13 protein-coding genes are annotated in these 18,245 nt (G+C 66.0%); 8 read left to right on the top strand and 5 right to left on the bottom strand.

The window, feature by feature from the left end:
• The first annotated feature begins 208 nt into the window (after positions 1-208).
• From EV283_RS14320 to EV283_RS14300, 5 genes are all read left to right on the top strand, one after another.
• Complete coding sequence (locus EV283_RS14320) at positions 209-3,679, top strand: TonB-dependent receptor (RefSeq protein WP_130326470.1); 3,471 nt, start codon at positions 209-211, stop codon at positions 3,677-3,679.
• 139 nt (positions 3,680-3,818) lie between these two features.
• A complete protein-coding gene (locus EV283_RS14315; RefSeq protein ID WP_082445265.1) occupies positions 3,819-4,961 on the top strand; it encodes a histidine kinase in 1,143 nt (380 codons plus the stop codon).
• Complete coding sequence (locus EV283_RS14310) at positions 4,958-5,755, top strand: LytTR family DNA-binding domain-containing protein (RefSeq protein ID WP_031393111.1); 798 nt, start codon at positions 4,958-4,960, stop codon at positions 5,753-5,755. The genes EV283_RS14315 and EV283_RS14310 overlap by 4 nt, the downstream gene beginning before the upstream one ends.
• Positions 5,756-6,027: 272 nt before the next feature.
• On the top strand, positions 6,028-7,050 hold the full coding sequence (locus EV283_RS14305; protein WP_130326468.1) for a cell wall hydrolase: 1,023 nt from the start codon (positions 6,028-6,030) through the stop codon (positions 7,048-7,050).
• 453 nt (positions 7,051-7,503) lie between these two features.
• Positions 7,504-9,372 (top strand): ABC-F family ATP-binding cassette domain-containing protein, encoded by a 1,869-nt coding sequence (locus EV283_RS14300; RefSeq protein ID WP_055873815.1) that lies wholly within the window; start codon positions 7,504-7,506, stop codon positions 9,370-9,372.
• A 341-nt stretch (positions 9,373-9,713) separates the two neighbouring features.
• Here the strand turns inward: EV283_RS14300 and EV283_RS14295 are convergent, their stop codons facing one another.
• Together EV283_RS14295 and EV283_RS14290 are read right to left on the bottom strand one after the other, a co-directional pair.
• Complete coding sequence (locus EV283_RS14295) at positions 9,714-10,025, bottom strand: DUF3297 family protein (RefSeq protein WP_056416404.1); 312 nt, start codon at positions 10,023-10,025, stop codon at positions 9,714-9,716.
• 91 nt (positions 10,026-10,116) lie between these two features.
• Positions 10,117-10,518 carry a hypothetical protein gene (locus tag EV283_RS14290; RefSeq protein ID WP_130326466.1) on the bottom strand — a complete coding sequence of 134 codons (402 nt, stop codon included), beginning with the start codon at positions 10,516-10,518 and terminating at the stop codon, positions 10,117-10,119.
• A gap of 172 nt (positions 10,519-10,690) precedes the next feature.
• On the opposite strand from EV283_RS14290, the gene EV283_RS14285 reads away from it, so the two are divergent.
• Entirely contained in the window at positions 10,691-11,362 is a 672-nt protein-coding gene (locus EV283_RS14285; RefSeq protein ID WP_242615985.1) for a L,D-transpeptidase family protein, read from the top strand.
• A 356-nt stretch (positions 11,363-11,718) separates the two neighbouring features.
• Here the strand turns inward: EV283_RS14285 and typA are convergent, their stop codons facing one another.
• The 3 genes from typA to EV283_RS14270 form a co-directional block, all read right to left on the bottom strand.
• Positions 11,719-13,563, bottom strand: a complete 1,845-nt coding sequence (gene typA / locus EV283_RS14280) for a translational GTPase TypA (protein WP_130326464.1) — start codon at positions 13,561-13,563, stop codon at positions 11,719-11,721.
• A gap of 197 nt (positions 13,564-13,760) precedes the next feature.
• Positions 13,761-14,726 (bottom strand): DUF2268 domain-containing protein, encoded by a 966-nt coding sequence (locus EV283_RS14275; protein WP_242615984.1) that lies wholly within the window; start codon positions 14,724-14,726, stop codon positions 13,761-13,763.
• A 320-nt stretch (positions 14,727-15,046) separates the two neighbouring features.
• Complete coding sequence (locus EV283_RS14270; protein ID WP_130326460.1) at positions 15,047-16,060, bottom strand: zinc-binding alcohol dehydrogenase family protein; 1,014 nt, start codon at positions 16,058-16,060, stop codon at positions 15,047-15,049.
• A gap of 161 nt (positions 16,061-16,221) precedes the next feature.
• On the opposite strand from EV283_RS14270, the gene EV283_RS14265 reads away from it, so the two are divergent.
• Together EV283_RS14265 and EV283_RS14260 are read left to right on the top strand one after the other, a co-directional pair.
• Complete coding sequence (locus EV283_RS14265; RefSeq protein ID WP_130326458.1) at positions 16,222-17,430, top strand: toxic anion resistance protein; 1,209 nt, start codon at positions 16,222-16,224, stop codon at positions 17,428-17,430.
• A gap of 5 nt (positions 17,431-17,435) precedes the next feature.
• Positions 17,436-18,155 (top strand): hypothetical protein, encoded by a 720-nt coding sequence (locus EV283_RS14260; protein ID WP_130326456.1) that lies wholly within the window; start codon positions 17,436-17,438, stop codon positions 18,153-18,155.
• Positions 18,156-18,245: the final 90 nt, after the last annotated feature.

Below are 18,245 nucleotides of genomic sequence, written 5' to 3'. Positions count from 1 at the left end.
CGCACGCCTCATGGCGGCGTTGGTTCCCGGCCCCGGCAGATGGGTCCAATTGCGTTGCTATTTTGCAACGCAACACGACCGAGTGTGTCTGTGACACTTCCCGACTCGCCAATGTCACATATCCGAAATATTCCCGGTGCAGGGCCGGATTAACACGACATGAAGTCGCGAAATTCAGGGCCGCAGGCTCAACAAGGGGTAATTACTGATGCGGAACAACCTTTTCCTGGGTGTGGCAGTCGTTGCGCTCGTCGCTCCGATGGCGGCATCCGCACAGGAGACGACCTCGTCGATCCGCGGCACCGTGACCGCCGACGGCGCGCCGATCAACGGCGCGACGGTCGAGATCACGAGCTCGGCGACGGGTTCGCGTTCGACCGCAACCACCGACGGGTCGGGCACGTTCAACGTCAACGGCCTTCGCCCAGGCGGCCCCTACACCGTCTCCGTCGCTGCAGCCGGCTATGGCAGCAAGCAGGTCACCGACGTCAACATCACCGTCGCGCAGGCATTCGACCTGCCCGTCGAGCTGGCCGCCGATGTCGCCGGCGGCGCTGACGAGATCGTCGTGACCGCCGCGAGCCTGCCCAATGCGCGCTCGATCTCGCAGGGGCCGACGACCGTCCTCAACGCCCGCGAGATCGCCAACATCGCCTCGGTCAACCGCGACATCCGCGATCTCGAGCGTCGCGATCCGTTCGCGCGTCTCGACGACAGTCCCTCGGGCGGCCGTTCGGTCTCGTTCGCCGGCCAGAATGCGCGCTATAACCGCTTCACCGTCGACGGTGTGTCGGTCAGCGACAATTTCGGTCTGAACAGCGACGGCCTTCCCAGCCGCCGTTCGCCGATCCCGCTCGATGCGATCGGCCAGTTCCAGGCGCAGGTTGCACCCTATGACGTCCGCCAGGGCAATTTCCAGGGCGGCGCGATCAACATCGTGCTGAAGTCGGGCACCAACGAATTCCACGGCACCGGCTTCTATTCGCAGTCGCGCGACGAGTTCGTCGGCAAGAAGACCAAGGACCTGCGCGTCAGCGTCCCCAACTTCAAGACCGAGAACTACGGCGCAGAGCTGTCCGGCCCGATCATCAAGGACAAGCTGTTCTTCATGGTCGCGGGCGAGCGCCTGCGCGGCGGCCGTCCGATCGCCGAGGGTCCGACCGACAACAATGCCGGCACCAGCATTCCGGGCATCACCCAGTCGCAGGTCGACCAGATCAGCGCCATCGCCAACTCGGTCTATGGCTACAACACCGGCGGCGTGCTGCGTGACCTCGGCGACAAGGACGACCGCGTCGTCGCCAAGATCGATGCGAACATCACCGATCGGCAGCGTCTGTCGCTGACCTACACCTACGCGAACGACGCGATCAACCAGCTGCAGAACACCTTCCCGACGGCACCGACCGGGCTTGGCCTGGCGTCCAACGCCTATATCCAGGGCAACCGCCTGCACACGGGCGTCGCACAGCTGAACTCGGAATGGTCGGACAGCTTCTCGACCGAAGTTCGCGGCTTCTACAAGAACTACAAGCGTATCCAGGATCCGTTGCTCGGCCGCGGCTTCGCGCAGTTCCGCGTCTGCACCAACCCGACGGCCACGGTCGCGGCGGCAGGGCTGACCGTCTCGCCGACCGCTTGCGAGAACAACGCCGGGACCGTGTCGTTCGGCCCGGACAGCTCGCGCCAGACCAACGAATTGCGCACCGAGACATGGGGCGGCCTGGTCCAGGCACGCCTGACCATGAACGACCATGACGTTCGCGTCTTCACCGAGGTCTCGAGCGTCTCGATCTTCAACTCGTTCCTGCAGAACAGCGCGGGCAGCTATTATTTCGACTCGATCGCCGACCTGCAGAACCGCAATGCGGGGTCGTTTGCATACGGCAACGCGATCGTGGGCAATAACGGGCTGTCGGCACTCGATCCCAATGCTGCCGCGGCGCAGTTCGGCTACCAGAGCTACACGTTCGGCGTGATGGACTCGTGGAAGGTGACGCCGACGCTGAACGTCAGCTTCGGTGCACGCTACGACCTGTATGCGATGGACGACAATCCGCCGCTCAGCGCTGCATTCGCCAGCCGCTATGCGAACGGCGCGATCGTCAACGGCCAGCGCATCAACATCAACAACAACAGCGCGAACATCTCCGGGTTCGGCCTGTTCCAGCCGCGTGCCGGCTTCGACTGGAAGCCTGCACAGCGTATCAGCATCCGCGGCGGCGGCGGCGTCTTCGGCGGCGGCACCCCCGACGTCTATGTGTCGAACAGCTTCTCGAACACGGGCGTCCTGACCAACTCGTTCAGCGTCAGCCGCACCCTGACCGGGTTCAACGGCTTCCCGGCCGGCACTCCGGCTGCGACGCAGGCGGCAACCGGGGCGGCGCTGCTGACCGGCGTCACCGGGACGTCGGTGCCGACCGCGGCCAACACGTTCCTGACCAGCGGTTCCGCGCCGGCCAACGCGACGGTCAACGCACTCGACCCGAACTTCAAGATCCCGTCGCAGTGGCGCGCCACGCTGACGGGCGAGTACACCGCGAACCTTGGCCCGCTCGGCGACGATTGGGTGTTCGGTGCCGACCTTCTGTACTCGAAGGTTCGCGACCAGGTGTATTTCACCGACATCCGTTCGGTGCCGATCGCCGGTTCGCTGACCCCGGACGGCCGCCAGCGCTACCAGAACCTGATCGATGGCGGTGCGACGAGCACCAACACCAACACCGACATCCTGCTGACCAACACCAACAAGGGCCGCGCGTACATCGCCGTCGCACGCCTTGAGAAGGCATGGGATTCGGGGCTGAGCATCAACGGCAGCTTCACCTATCAGGACGTCAAGGACGCAGCGCCGGCCACCTCGTCGACCGCAGGGTCGAACTATTCGAACGGTGCGTTCGTCGATCCGAACAACGTGGCCTATGGCATCTCGAACGACCAGGTTAAGTACTTCTTCAAGTACGGCGTGAACTACGATCATGCCTTCTTCGGGGACTATAAGACCACGTTCGCGCTGTTCGGCGAATCGCGCATCGGTCATCCGTTCAGCTACACGTTCCAGGACTTCGGCAATAACGGCAGCGGCCGCGCGTCGGTGTTCGGCACCACGGGTGTCAGCTCGAACTCCGGCACGGGTGGCAACCGCTACCTGATGTACGTGCCGACGCTCGACGACGCGAAGGTGTCGTACAGCAGCGCGGCGGTCCGCGATGCGGTCAACGCGTTCATCGACTCGTCGGGGCTGGGCAAGTATCGTGGCAAGACCGCGCCGCGCAACGGCTTCAACTCCAAGTGGTTCACGCGTCTCGACCTTCACGTCGCGCAGGAAATTCCGACTTTCGTCGGCGGCTCGCGCGTCACGCTGTTCGCGGACATCGAGAACTTCACGAACTTCCTGAACAAGAACTGGGGCCAGCAGCGCGAATACGTGTTCCCGTACAACACCCCGGTGGTCCGCGTGCAGTGCTTGCAGGCCGTGGTACCGACGGGCGTAGCACCGGGCTCCGCCAATCCGGCCGGTGGCAATTATGGTGCAGTGGCGACCAACGCCGGACAGGCTTGCGCACAGTATCGCTACTCGCCGGTCGGCGGCAGCACGACCTTCTCGCCGCAGCCTGACCAGGTGTATGTGAACCAGTCGCTCTACTCGATCCGTATCGGCGCACGCTTCACGTTCTAAGCTACGCCAGACCTTATCGGTCGAACCGGGCCGCCGTTCCTGCAAGGGAGCGGCGGCCCTTTTCGTTTGGGGCGCCGCCGCGTCCGCATCCGTCAGCTTTTGCGTGGTCTGGTGCCGGCGTGTAAGAGCGCAGGCCATAATGGCTACTCCCTCTACTTCGCCGGGCGCGTCTGCCCTGACTTCGGCCCGGCGCCTGCCCTTCACCGCGCGGCCGTTCTTCGAGAACAAGGCGCGGGCGTTCTGGATCCTGCAGGCGGTCGGCTGGAGTGGCTATCTGCTGCTGCGCGGCGTGGTGTCGATCTCAAACGGGCTGTCGCTCGACGGGGTGATCCCGGTGATCGTCGAGGCGATCGTCGGCTATTGCATCACGCTGCTGCTCTCGACGATGTACGGGCAGTATCGGCGAATGAACCGGCTGGTCGGGATCTTCCTGACGATCGCGACGCTGGCCGCGGCGACGTTCCTGTACGCGGTGCTCGACGCGTTCACCTTCTCGTTCATCGCGACGTCGACGCCGGGGGTGACGCTCACGCGGTTGCTGGGGTCGGTGTATGTGACGTTCACCGTGCTGTTCGGCTGGTCGGCGCTGTATTTCGGGATCAACTTCTACCTGATCGTCGAGCAGCAGATCGACCAGATGGAGCATCTGGAGAACCAGGCGTCGTCGGCGCAGCTGGCGATGCTGCGCTATCAGCTCAACCCGCATTTCCTGTTCAACACGCTGAACTCGATCTCGACCTTGGTGCTGCTCAAACAGACCGAGCGGGCGAACGCGATGCTCAGCCGGTTGTCGTCGTTCCTGCGCTATACGCTGGCGAACGAGCCGACCGCGCACGTCACCGTCGCGCAGGAGGTGGACCAGCTGAAGCTGTATCTCGAGATCGAGAAGATGCGCTTCGAGGACCGGATGCGGCCCAAATTCGACATCGATCCGCGCGCCGAACGCGCGCGGCTGCCGTCGCTGCTGCTGCAACCGCTCGTCGAGAACGCGATCAAATATGCCGTCACGCCGCAGGAAGAGGGCGCCGATATCCATGTCGAAGTGCGGCTCGCCGGGGAACGCGTGCAGATCGCCGTATCCGATACCGGTCCGGGCTTGATCGAGGGCCGGATCGGGTCAAGCCATTCCACAGGCGTGGGGCTCGCTAATATTAGAGACAGGTTGGCTCAGGCATATGGCCCCGACCACCGTTTCGAAACCCGCTCCACGCCCGCTGGCGGCTTCTCGGTCGAGATCGAGATTCCGTATCAGCTTGAAGACGTGAACAGAGAGGCCGCATGACCATCCGTACCATTCTCGTCGACGACGAACCGCTGGCTATCCAGGGGCTCGAGCTCCGCCTCCAGGCGCATGAAGACGTCGAGATCATCGAAAAATGCTCGAACGGCCGCGAGGCGATTCGTGCGATCAAGACGCACAAGCCCGACCTCGTCTTCCTCGATATCCAGATGCCGGGGTTCGACGGCTTCTCGGTCGTGCAGGGCTTGATGGAGGTCGAGCCGCCGCTGTTCGTGTTCGTCACCGCCTATTCGGACCACGCTTTGCGCGCGTTCGAGGCGCAGGCGGTCGATTACCTGATGAAGCCGGTCGAGGAATCGCGGCTTGCCGACACGATCGAGCGCGTCCGCCAGCGGCTGAGCGAGAAGCGCGGCGTCGAGGAGGTCGATCGGTTGCGCGAAGTGCTCGCCGACGTGGCGCCCGATGCGGCGGCCGACATGCCCGACGGCGATGCGGTGTCCGCGAACCGGTTCGAGAAGCTCATCAACATCAAGGATCGCGGGCAGATCTTCCGCGTCGACGTCGACACGATCGAGCGGATCGATGCGGCGGGCGATTACATGTGCATCTATACTGGCGACAATACGCTGATCCTGCGCGAGACGATGAAGGACCTGGAGAAGCGGCTCGACCCGCGCCGGTTCCAGCGCGTGCATCGCTCGACGATCGTCAACCTCGACCTGGTGAAGCAGGTGAAGCCGCATACGAATGGCGAGTGCTTCCTGGTGCTCAATTCGGGGGCGAGCGTGAAGGTGTCGCGGTCGTATCGCGACGTGGTGGCGCGGTTCGTTCACTGATTTGACGTTGGGCGCGTGACCTAGCCCCCACGTCCCGTCATCCTGACGAAAGTCAGGATCCAGAGCCATTGAAGGCGGCGCCCGTTACTCTGGATCCTGACTTTCGTCAGGATGACGGACGGTGGGGGATCGGGCTGAGCGTCGGGAGCGCACCCTTCCCAGTCCGTCCATGGCGATCGACGTCCCGACTTTCGTCGGGATGACGGGGGGGGCTCTCCTCCTGGCGCGCCCTCGTTAACCAGTCCCTAAACCCGCGCGCCTAGAGCGGGCGGATGAAGATTTCGGGTTTCGGCCTTTATCCGCATGCGCTGATCAGCCTGCCCGCTTTGGTGATGGCGACGTCGTGCGTGCCGGCCGACCGGCCTGCGGCGATCGCGCGTGTCCAGCCCGAGCGCAACGCGCGCGCGTTGCTGGGGCGGATGGCGTTGCATGTGCCCGACGACATCTCGGCGAAGATCGCGGCCACCGCACCCGATGCGACGCTCGCCGCCGCGGCACCGTTCGTGGCCCCGCCCTTTCTCACCGCGCGCTCGGGCGACGATGCGAGCCGGGCGGCCGACTGCCTGACTGCGGCGGTCTATTACGAGGCGCGATCGCAGTCGGAGGACGGCCAGCGCGCTGTTGCGCAGGTCGTGCTCAACCGCGTGCGCGACCGCGCCTTCCCGAACAGCGTGTGCGGCGTCGTCTATCAGGGCGCGGAGCGGCGGACGGGGTGCCAGTTCAGCTTCACCTGCGACGGATCGATGGCGCGGGTGCGGGAGCCGGGCGCCTGGGAAAGAGCGCGGGCGATCGCGGCGGCAGCGCTGGGCGGGAGCGTGTATGCGCCGGTCGGGGCGGCGACCTCGTTTCATACCACGAGCATCCTGCCATGGTGGGCCTCCAGTCTCGCGCGGATCAGGACGGTCGGGGCGCATGTCTTCTATCGCTGGCAGGGCGCGCTGGAGCGGGCGCTGACGTTCCGGCAGGCCTATGCGGGGGTGGAGCCGGGCGTCCCCTTTGAGCGCTATGCGACAGCGAGCGCCGAGACGACGGTGGTGCCGTCGGAGGTGCCGTCGGTGGCGGGGGTTGCCGTGCACTACGGCAATCGGGACGCCACGGACCCCGGCGTGGAGTCGGCCGACTCGCCGCACGGCGTCACCGTGCACCGGGGGTTGCCGCGTTCGGGTGCGGCGGTTGCGGGTGCCACGTTAGCGCAGACGCGGCTGGTATCCGGTGTTCGGGTTCACGTCGGGACGAGCGTGCCTGCGGGGCCCGGCAGCGGAGCGGGTGACGCGATCGTTTCGGACGAAAGCTGACACGCTCCCTCCCCTTCAGGGGAGGGCTGGGGTGGGGCATGCCCGCGGACGGTTCGCCTGGGGCTGTGCCCCACCCCGACCCTCCCCTGAAGGGGAGGGAGCTTTAGGGATTTGCCGTCCTGCTACCGCCACCACCCCGGCGGAGGCCGGGGTCCAGTTGGGGGATGGTGCTGACGGTGGGCGGTGCTCCGTTACGACGACCTTTCCAACTGGACCCCGGCCTTCGCCGGGGTGGTGCGGAGTGCGGGGTGCGGGGTGTGGGACAGTGATGGCAGCCGCCCCTTTTTGTTCCCCCGCGGAGGCGGGGGGCCAGGGTCTCGGACGGTGGCGTTCGTGATCCTGGGCCCCCGCCTTCGCGGGGGAACGGGGGCTTTCGGTTGATCGGTCGCGGCTCGATCGGCGGCCCCTTCCCCACTCTCGCAAAACCATGCTGCATCTGCTAACGGCAGCGCCATGCTGAACCTGAACAATATCACGGTGCGCCTGGGCGGACGCGTTATCCTCGATGGCGCCACCGCCGCGTTGCCGCCGGGCAGCCGCGTCGGGCTGATCGGGCGCAACGGCGCGGGCAAGTCGACGATGGTGCGCGTGATCGCAGGCCAGCTCGAACCCGATGACGGCTCGGCCGACATGCCCAAGGGCGCGCGCATCGGTTACCTCGCACAGGAAGCGCCGCACGGCGTGAAGACGCCGTTCGAAACCGTGCTCGAAGCCGATCTCGAGCGCGCCGCGCTGATGATCGAGAGCGAGACGAGCGAGGATCCCGATCGGCTGGGCGACGTGTACGAGCGGCTGATCGCGATCGACGCCTACACCGCGCCCGCGCGCGCCGCGCAGATCCTGCTCGGCCTCGGGTTCGACGAGGACATGCAGGCGCGGACGCTCGACAGCTTCTCGGGTGGCTGGAAGATGCGCGTGGCGCTCGCCGCGTTGCTGTTCTCGCAGCCCGACCTGCTGCTGCTCGACGAACCGTCGAACCATCTCGATCTCGAAGCGGTGATGTGGCTCGAGGACTTCCTGAAGGGCTACAAGGCGACGATCGTCGTCGTCAGCCATGAGCGCGATTTCCTCAACAACGTCGTCGATCACATCCTGCATCTGCAGGGCGGCAAGATCACGCTGTATCCCGGCGGCTATGACGCGTTCGAGCGCCAGCGCGCCGAGCGGCTCGCGCAGATCGAGGCGGCGCGCGCCAACCAGGCGGTGCAGCGCGAGAAGCTGCAGGAATATATCGCCAAGAACAGCGCGCGCGCCTCGACCGCCAAGCAGGCGCAGTCGCGCCAGAAGATGCTGTCGAAGATGCAGCCGATTGCCGAGAGCTACAACGATCCGACGCTGTCGTTCGGTTTCCCCAACCCGACCGAGCTGCGCCCTCCGTTGATCACGCTCGACATGGCGACGGTGGGTTATGCCGACGTGCCGATCCTGAAGCGGCTCAACATGCGGCTCGATCCCGACGACCGGGTCGCGCTGCTCGGGCGCAACGGCAACGGCAAGACCACGCTCGCGCGGCTGCTGGCGGCACAGCTGACCCCGATGGACGGCGAGATGGCGTCGTCGGGCAAGATGAAGGTGGGGTATTTCACCCAGTATCAGGTCGAGGAACTCGATCCGACCGACTCGCCGATCGAGCATATGTCGCACCTGATGAAGGGCGCGACGCCGGCGGCCGTGCGCGCGCAGCTCGGGCGGTTCGGGTTTTCGGGCGATAAGGCGACGACTCGGGTCGGCAAGCTTTCCGGCGGCGAGCGTGCACGGCTGGCGCTCGCGCTGATCACGCGCGATGCGCCGCATCTGTTGATCCTCGATGAGCCGACGAACCATTTGGACGTCGATGCGCGCGAGGCACTGGTGCAGGCGCTCAACGCCTATACCGGCGCCGTCGTGCTGGTCAGCCATGACCGCCACATGCTCGAGCTGACCGCCGACCGGCTGGTGCTGGTCGACGACGGGACGGCGAAGGAATTCGACGGCAGCCTCGACGATTATATCGCGTTCGTCCTGAAGGGCGATGGCGGCAAGGGCGATGCGGCGTCGAAGGCCGACAAGAAGGCGGGCAAGAAGGCCGCGGCGGAGGCCAAGAGCAACGACGCGGCGCTGCGCAAGACGCTGCGCGAGGTCGAGGAGCAGACCGCCAAGTTCACCAAGGAGCGCAACGCGATCGACCGCGCGATGGTCGATCCGGCGACCGCGGAGCCGCGGTTTTCGCGGATGTCGATGGGGGATCTCAGCAAGCGTCGCGCCGAGGTGAATGCCAAGCTCGAGGCGAGCGAGGCGAAGTGGCTCGAGGCTAGCGAGGCCCTGGAGGGCGTGGCGGCTTGAACTGCGCTCCGTCATCCTGACGAAAGTCAGGATCCAGAGTTACGGACGGTGGCGTGAGTAACTCTGGATCCTGGGTCGAGCCCAAGATGACGGGATAGGTTTCGCCCGGCCCCATCCGTCATCCGAGCGAACGCTGGGATCTCGCGGTTCAAGTCGCGATGCCAGCCAACGGGGATACCCCAGCTTTCGCTGGGGTGACGGGTCTGGGCGAGCGGCCCGCCGCCGTATTTCAGGTGCTGTCCGCGCGCGCGTGGTCTCCCGCGAGGGCGGGAGACCAGTCTGGGTCCCCGCCTTCGCGGGGAAACAGGTAGTTCGGGGGCTAAGCGCCGAACTCTTCAGGCTCAGCCCTCGTCGGCGTCGCTTGCCGCGGGGCGCTCGAACCAGGCCTCGACCGGGCCGACCAGCTTCAGCGTCAGCGGGTTGCCGTTGCGATCGACCTTCTTGCCGAGCGCGACCCGGATCCAGCCTTCCGAGATGCAATATTCCTCGACGTCGTGGCGGATGCCGTCCTTGAAGCGGATGCCGATGCCGCGCTCGAGCAGCTCCTGCTTGAAGAACGGGCTGCGGTGATTGATCGACAGGCGGTCCGGGGGCGTGTCGCCCGCTGCGGTGGTCGGCGTATCGGTCTCGGGCGTGTTGGGCGTGTCGGTCATGGTCGCGCATCTAGCGGCAACCGGCGGGGACGCGCCACAAAAAAGCGGCGCCGGGATTGCTCCCGACGCCGGTCTATCGTTCTGCAGAGGGTCAGCTGCAGACCTGTACCGCGACGCGATCGCCATAATAGGGATCGACCCGCCACTCGTTCCAGCACCGCGGACGATAATCCTCGCGGTAATAGGTGCGCACGGGCGGCGCGTAATAGTTCACCGCCGGCGGGGCGTAATAGCCGCCATTATAGTAGCCGCGATCATAATAGCGGTTGCGGTTGTTGCTGCTGGCGATTGCCGCGCCGACGCCGAGGCCAAGGATACCCCCCAGCACCGCCGCACCGGCCGCGTTGCCGCCACCACGATGGCCGTGCCAGCCGCCGCCATAGCCACGGCCATAACCGCGACCCCAGCGCTGCGCATCCGCCGGCACTGCCGCCGTCAGCACCGTTGCCGCGAGTGCAACGCCCAAGCCTGCCTTCTTCAAAAACCCGTTCATTTTTTCGAACTCCGTTACTAGTTACGCCCGGTCCGCTTGGGACAAACGCATAAGTGTCCGACCGTGTTTCAGAGTTTAGGCGATTCGGCCTGAACCGGGTCGGAACGGGCTGTTAACCCACGGTATAGCTGCGACGCGGGGCTTCGTTTACGAATAAGGGATAGAAGGCGGGATGCGCAGGACCATGACGATGCGAGCGATCGCCTTTGCCGTGCTGGCGAGCAGTGCGGTGCTGATCGGCGGACTGGCCCTGTCGGGGTCGCCGGTGACGGTGCGCGCCGCGGAGGCGCCGGTACGCGCTGCCAGGGCGCAGGTCGCGGCACCCGTGCGCGCGCTGCCGCCGAAGCCTGCGCCGGTCGACGTCGCGGCCCCTGCCGACGGCTATGTCGTCAAGCGCGTGTTGGATGTGCCCGAGCCGCTGCGCCACGGGGCCTATTACTGGGATACCGAAGGCGTGCCCGAGGGACCGATCGTGATCACCGTCGACCTCGTCGCGCAGACGCTGTCGATCTTTCGGGCGGGCTATGAGATCGGGACGGCGGCGGTGATCTATGGCGCGGACGAGAAGCCGACGCCGCTGGGCGTGTTCACGATTACGCAGAAGGACGCGCATCACGTGTCGAACCTGTACGGCGCGCCGATGCCGTACATGCTGCGGCTGACCAACGACGGCGTCTCGATCCATGGCAGCGCGCTGATGGACGGGAAATATGCGACGCATGGCTGCGTCGGCGTGCCGACCGCGTTTGCCAAGCTGATCTTCGGGCAGGTGAAGCTCGGCGACCGGGTGATCGTGACGAGTGGCGAGATGCTGGAGCGCGGCGGGCGGATTACGGCTGCCTGAGGGTGGGCGGGCCGGGAGTAGGCCATCTCCATCGCCGTCATCCTGACGAAAGTCAGGATGACGGGGGCCGCGGGTTAGCGGGGGCGGCGGGTTGGTGACGGCGGGTCGCGGGTCCCTCTTGTTCCCCCGCGGAGGCGGGGGGCCAGGGTCTCGGACGGTATCGCTTGTGATCCTGGGCCCCCGCCTTCGCGGGGGAACTGCATCTCGGGACTTTGTCACAAAACAAAAGGCCGGAGGTTTCCCCCCGGCCTCTTTCTCGTTTCACGGAGAGCGCCGCGGCGAAGCCGCGTCGTCGGACCTCGCCCGAGCGAGGCCGGCCGAGCGCCTGAGGCTCAGCCGGCTTCGCCGTGCTGGCCTCAGGCGCTCTGCTTAGCCCGGCTAGCCCGCTTGCGCTCGTTCGCATCGAGGAAGCGCTTGCGCAGACGGATCGACTTCGGCGTGACTTCGACCATCTCGTCGTCGTCGATATACGCGATCGCCTGCTCCAGCGTCGCGCGCTTCGGCGGGGACAGGCGGACCTGGTCGTCCTTGCCGCCCGAGGCGCGGAAGTTGGTCAGCGCCTTGGTCTTCATCGGGTTGACCTCGAGGTCGTCCGGCTTGGCGTTCTCGCCGACGATCATGCCCTCATAGAGGGCCTCGCCATGGCCCACGAACAGGATGCCGCGCTCTTCGAGCGGACCCAGTGCGTAGTTGTTCGCTTCGCCCGACCCGTTCGAGATCAGCACGCCGTTCTTGCGGCCTTCGATCTGGCCCTTGTGCGGACCGTACTTCTCGAACAGCCGGTTCATGATCCCCGTGCCGCGCGTGTCGGACAGGAATTCACCGTGATAGCCGATCATCCCGCGCGACGGCGCCGAGAAGGTGATGCGCGTCTTGCCGCCGGTCGACGGACGCATGTCGGTCAGTTCGGCCTTACGGATGTTCATCTTCTCGACGACGGTGCCCGAATGCTCCTCGTCGACGTCGATGATGACGGTCTCGTACGGCTCGGTCTTCTTGCCGTCCTCGTCCTCGCCGAACAGCACGCGCGGACGCGAGATGCCGAGCTCGAAGCCTTCGCGGCGCATCGTCTCGATCAGCACGCCCAGCTGAAGCTCGCCACGACCGGCGACTTCGAAGCTGTCCTTGTCGGCCGCCTCGGTCACCTTGACGGCGACGTTCGACTCGGCTTCGCGGAACAGGCGCTCGCGGATCATGCGCGACGTCACCTTGGTGCCCTCGCGGCCCGCCATCGGCGAATCGTTCACGGCAAAACGCATCGACAGCGTGGGGGGATCGATCGGCTGTGCGTGCAGCGGCTCGGTCACCGTGATGTCGGCGATCGTGTCGGCAACCGTGGCCACCGAAAGACCTGCGAGCGAGATGATGTCGCCGGCCTTGGCTTCGTCGACCGGCACGCGGTCGAGGCCGCGGAACGACATGATCTTCGATGCACGACCCGTCTCGATGATCTTGCCGTCGTTATCGAGCGCGTGAATCGCCTGGTTGGTCTTCACGGTACCCGAATTGACGCGACCGGTGAGGACGCGGCCGAGGAACGGATCGCGATCGAGCAGCGTGACGAGGAAGGTGAAGGGCACGCCGGCGACTTCGACCTTGGGCGGCGGCACGTGCTTCACGATCGTCTCGAACATCGGGATCAGCGTGCCTTCGCGCGCGTCCATGTCGGTCGAGGCATAGCCGTTGCGGCCCGATGCGTAGAGCACGGGGAAATCGAGCTGGTCGTCATTCGCGTCGAGCGACACGAACAGATCGAACACTTCGTCGAGCACTTCCTGGATGCGCGCGTCGTTACGATCGACCTTGTTGACGACGACGATCGGCTTGAGGCCGAGTGCCAGCGCCTTGCCGGTGACGAACTTGGTCTGCGGCATCGCGCCTTCCGACGAATCGACCAGCAGGACGACGCCGTCGACCATTGACAGGATGCGCTCGACTTCGCCGCCGAAATCGGCGTGGCCGGGCGTGTCGACGATGTTGATGCGGATGCTCTCGCTCTCGCCCGGGGGCGTCCAGTCGACCGAGGTCGGCTTGGCGAGAATGGTGATCCCACGCTCCTTTTCGAGGTCGTTCGAATCCATTGCGCGCTCTTCGACGCGCTGGTTGTCGCGGAAGGTGCCGGACTGGCGGAAGAGCTGGTCGACCAGCGTCGTCTTGCCGTGATCGACGTGCGCAATGATCGCCACGTTGCGGAGGCTCATGAATGTATTCTCTTGAAACGAGGAACGGGGTTGGCGCGCGCCATAGCGTAATTGTTGCGCCGCGGGAAGACCGGGCGGGTTTGGGGACTCACAAGCCGTCCCGTCATCCTGACGAAAGTCAGGACCCAGGGTAACAAACGGCGCCCCGCGTGGCTCTGGGTCCTGACTTTCGTCAGGATGACGGAGCGAGGCGTGGTTCAGCGACGCCTATAGGCTCCGGCGGCGAGAATGACACGCGGATCGCGAACCGCCAGCATCGCCCTTAGCGCGGCGTGTTTGTCGGGCGCGGCGGCGTAATAACGCTGCCAGATTCGCAGCCCCATCCAATAGCCGAGCTCGGGCGGCCAGCCGGCGGGGGGCGTGGAGTAGTTGCCGATCCAGCGGGCATAGGCCTTGGCTTCGGGCGAGCCCTCGTCCGGGTTGTCCTTGTCGGTCAGGCTGCGGGTGAGCGCGATGTCGGCTTGCATTTGGCGCCAGAGGTCCGCCTCGCGGGGTGCGGCCCAGGCGGCGCGAGCGGTGTCGGGTTCCTCGCCGGTGACGAGCTGGGCGATGAAGTCGGCGGCGCCCTCGACGAGGATCGCGGTGAGCAGGGGGTCGCGGGCGAGCGTCATGCCGGCATCCTCCTGGATCGCGTGCACCGTCTCGTGCGCGAAGAAATGACGGAGCGTCTGACGCAATTTCTCCGGGGTCGGGGAGATGCGGCAGAGGACTTCGAGGCCGAGCACTTGGGCGCCGGGCTTGGCAGTGCCGCCCGAGGTGTTCGCGCCGAAGACGATATAGACTTGCGGGAGTTTCGCATCGGGGAGCGCGCCGCGGAGACCGAGATAGATCGACCGGAGATCGCCGGTGGCGGCCTTGGCGGCGGGGAGGCAGGTCTTGATCGCCTGCGCATAGCGTATGGGGTTGGCGGCGATCGCGCGCGCGAGCGTGTCGGCGTCGCCGATCCGGCCGGGGGTGAAGACGCCGATCGCGACGCTGCCCTTGTCGAGATAGTCGCGTTTCAGTTGCGCGGCGGTGGGCTTGCCCTTAGTCCGGGCGAAGAGCGCGGCGAAGCGGTCGGCGTCTTCGGTGTGGATCGTCGCGGTGAGCGGGTCGGCTGGCGGCGGGCGATTCGTGGCGGCCGCGGGGAGGAGCGCGAGCGCGAGGATCAGCGGGCGGAGCATGATGCGTAGCGTATCGTGTGCTGGCGAGAGCGCCAGTCTCATTCGGCAAGTGGATCGCCTCCCGCTAAATCACAGCCGTTCCCCCGCGAAGGCGGGGGTCCAGGGTCACGAGCGGCAACGGACTTGGCTCCTGGGCCCCCGCCTTCGCGGGGGAACGAGAAGAGAAGGATCGCACCTGCCGCCTCACCCCGGCGGAGGCCGGGGCCCAAGTGGAAAGGTGGCAATGATGACGCGCTGTCAGCCGTTACGACTGTTCCCCAATTGGGCCCCGGCCTTCGCCGGGGTGGTATGAAGCTCGAGAGATCACTGCCACGAAGGTGTTAGAACCCCTCGAGTACGATCTTGCCCTTGGCGGTATGACTCTCGATCCGCTCGTGCGCCTTGCGCAGGTTCGCCGCGTCGATCCGGCCGAAATTCTCCGCGAGCGTCGTCTTCACCGTGCCCGCGTCGACCAGCCGCGCGATCTCGTCGAGGATGCGGCCCTGTTCGGCCATGTCCGCGGTCTGGAACAGCGAGCGCGTGTACATCAGCTCCCAATGGACCGAGATCGACTTCTGCTTGAGCGGGCTGATATCGAGTGTCTCGGGATCGTCGATCAGCGCGAGCCGGCCCTGCGGCGCGATCAGCGTGGCGATCTCGGCGACATGCTCGTCGGTATGCGTCGTCGAGAAGACGAAGCCCGGCGCGCCGAGCCCGAGCGCCTCGACCTGCTCGGCGAGCGGCTTGCGGTGATCGATCACGTGATGCGCGCCGAGATCCTCGACCCAGCTGCGCGTTTCGTCGCGCGAGGCGGTGGCGATCACGGTCAGGTCGGTGAGCTGCCGCGCGAGCTGGATCGCGATCGAGCCGACTCCGCCCGCCCCGCCGATGATCAGGATCGCGTTCGCCGCACCGGGCACCGGCTTGCGCACGTCGAGCCGATCGAACAGCGTTTCCCAAGCGGTGATCGACGTCAGCGGCAGCGCCGCCGCCTGCGCCCAGTCGAGCGACTGCGGCTTGTGGCCGACGACGCGGTCGTCGACGAGGTGATATTCGGCGTTGGTCCCCGGCCGGTCGATCGCGCCTGCGTAGAAGACGGCATCGCCGACCGCGAACCCCGTCACCGTATCGCCGACCGCGACGACGGTCCCGGCCGCGTCCCAGCCGAGCACCTGCGGCGCGCCGTCGGGATCCGCGCGGCGCTGGCGGATCTTGGTGTCGACCGGGTTTACCGACACCGCCTTCACCTCGACGAGCAGGTCGCGGCCGGTCGCCTCGGGCTTGGGCAGGTCGAGATCGACGAGCGACTGCGGATCGTCGATCGGAAGCGACTGGGTATAGCCGATGGCACGCATGGGTAAACTCCTGTGATGGCGGCCCCAAGCTGTCCATGCCGCTTGGGCGTTTCAAGGCGCGGGCCAACGATCGGGTTGGCAACACCGGTGTGTTACCTATATACGCCACTTGAACGCGGCGCGGGTTGCAGCCACCATGCGCTACCGAACGGAGACACTTGATGGCCACGACCCCGGAAACGCTGACTGAGCCGAGCCTGGTACTGACGCCGCCCGATCCGGTGCCGACCGTCGCCGCGGCCAAGGCCGCCGGGCTGGTGCCCGTCGATGCCGGCGTGAAGTCGCAGCTCGACGAGCGCGTCGCGGGGTTCGTCACCGATTTGGTCGCGCAGGACGTCAACAGCCCCGAGTTCGGCAAGCGGGTCGATGCGATCACCGCGATGGGCGCGAAGGAAATCCGCGAGGCGGCGGGCCAGTCGAACCGGTTCCTCGATCGCCCGGTCAAGGCGATGGATCAGGAAACCGGCGTCGGCAAGGATCTGGCCGAGCTGCGCCGTGTCGTCGAGGATCTCGATCCGGGCAAGAAGGGCAATCTGACCGCGCCGCAGAAGCTGTTCGGGATCATTCCGTTCGGTGGCAAGATGCGCAATTATTTCGACGGCTATAAATCGTCGCAGACTCACATCGCGCAGATCCTGAAGAGCCTCGGCTCGGGCAAGGACGAGCTGCTGATGGACAATGCCGCGATCGATACCGAGCGCGCGAACCTGTGGGGCGCGATGGGGCGGCTAGAGCAGATGATCCATTTGTCGAAGACGATGGACGCCAAGCTCGAGGACGTAGCGAACGAGCTCGATCACACCGATCCGGCCAAGGCCAAGGCGATCCGCGAGACCGCGCTGTTCTATACGCGCCAGCGCACGCAGGATCTGCTGACTCAGATGGCGGTCACCGTGCAGGGCTATCTCGCGCTCGATCTGGTCAAGAAGAACAATGTCGAGCTCGTGAAGGGCGTCGATCGCGCCTCGACCACGACCGTGTCCGCTCTGCGGACTGCGGTGACGGTGGCGCAGGCGCTGACCAACCAGAAGCTGGTGCTCGAACAGATCACCGCGCTCAACACGACGACCGCAAACATCATCGATTCGACCGGCAAGCTGCTGAAGTCGCAGACCGCGCAGATCCACGAACAGGCGGCATCGGCGACGATCCCGCTCGAGACGCTGCAACGCGCGTTCCAGAACATCTACGACACGATGGATGCGATCGACGTGTTCAAGCTGAAAGCGCTCGACAGCATGAAGACGACGGTCGGCGCGCTGTCGAACGAGGTGGACAAGTCGCGCGGCTATATCGCGCGGGCGGAAGGCGCCACGCAGGGTCAATTGAGCGGACCGTCGCCGAGCGCGTTTAAGCTGGAGGCGATGTAACCGCCGTGAGCGAAGTCGACGACGCCATTGCCAGCGCACGCGCCTCCTGGTCGCGCATTTCGGACGACCGCACCGGCACGGTGATCGGGCGCGTGCCGTCGCGCGCCAAATCGCGCCAGACGCAGGCGATCGGCAAGCGGCTGACGCGGATCGCGGTCGCCGACGTCGCGATCCTGATCGCGGCGATGGTGATCGGCTGGATCGTGCCGCTCGGCATCGGCGGTGCGATGCTGGTGATGGCGCTGCTGGTGGCAGCCACGGTGTTGTTCGCGGTGTGGCCGGCGGAGCGCGCGCCGACGCCGGAGCGCCTCGCCGCAGTCGACGTCCGCGCGCTCCCGGCGCAGACCGAACGCTGGCTGGAGGCGCAGCGCCCTGCCCTTCCCGCGCCGGCGATGACGCTGGTCGACCGGATCGGCCTGCGCCTCGAAACGCTGACGCCGCAGCTCGCTACGCTCGACGCCAACACGCAGGAAGCGGTCGATGTGCGCAAGCTGATCGGCGAGCAATTGCCCGCCTTCGTCAAGGATTACGAAAAGGTCCCGCCGTCGCTGCGCACGACCCCGCGCAATGGCCGCACGCCCGACGCAGAACTGGTCGACGGGCTGAAGCTGATCGAACAGGAAATCGGCGAAATGACCGCGCGTCTTGCACAAAACGACCTCGACAATTTGTCGACCCGCGGGCGGTTCCTGGAGATGAAGTACAAGGACGACGGCGCGCAGTAGCGCCGTTCCGTCGGCCAGATTTCAACCAATGCCGATGCGAATTTTAACTTCCGCGGTCGATCGGAATACTGGACGATGATGGTCGACCGA

The organism is Sphingomonas sp. BK036 (assembly GCF_004216825.1).
Classification (GTDB): Bacteria; Pseudomonadota; Alphaproteobacteria; order Sphingomonadales; family Sphingomonadaceae; genus Sphingomonas.
The sequence above is the reverse complement of the archived record's forward strand: the minus strand, read 5'-3'. Positions and strand labels throughout refer to the sequence as shown.

Coding starts and splice junctions, on each gene's coding strand:
- EV283_RS14295 (WP_056416404.1), bottom strand. CDS start 10,025: ATGACCGACACGCCCAACACGCCCGAGACCGATACGCCGACCACCGCA.
- EV283_RS14285 (WP_242615985.1), top strand. CDS start 10,691: ATGCGCAGGACCATGACGATGCGAGCGATCGCCTTTGCCGTGCTGGCG.
- typA (WP_130326464.1), bottom strand. CDS start 13,563: ATGAGCCTCCGCAACGTGGCGATCATTGCGCACGTCGATCACGGCAAG.
- EV283_RS14275 (WP_242615984.1), bottom strand. CDS start 14,726: ATGCTCCGCCCGCTGATCCTCGCGCTCGCGCTCCTCCCCGCGGCCGCC.
- EV283_RS14315 (WP_082445265.1), top strand. CDS start 3,819: ATGGCTACTCCCTCTACTTCGCCGGGCGCGTCTGCCCTGACTTCGGCC.
- EV283_RS14310 (WP_031393111.1), top strand. CDS start 4,958: ATGACCATCCGTACCATTCTCGTCGACGACGAACCGCTGGCTATCCAG.
- EV283_RS14300 (WP_055873815.1), top strand. CDS start 7,504: ATGCTGAACCTGAACAATATCACGGTGCGCCTGGGCGGACGCGTTATC.
- EV283_RS14305 (WP_130326468.1), top strand. CDS start 6,028: ATGAAGATTTCGGGTTTCGGCCTTTATCCGCATGCGCTGATCAGCCTG.
- EV283_RS14320 (WP_130326470.1), top strand. CDS start 209: ATGCGGAACAACCTTTTCCTGGGTGTGGCAGTCGTTGCGCTCGTCGCT.
- EV283_RS14290 (WP_130326466.1), bottom strand. CDS start 10,518: ATGAACGGGTTTTTGAAGAAGGCAGGCTTGGGCGTTGCACTCGCGGCA.
- EV283_RS14265 (WP_130326458.1), top strand. CDS start 16,222: ATGGCCACGACCCCGGAAACGCTGACTGAGCCGAGCCTGGTACTGACG.
- EV283_RS14270 (WP_130326460.1), bottom strand. CDS start 16,060: ATGCGTGCCATCGGCTATACCCAGTCGCTTCCGATCGACGATCCGCAG.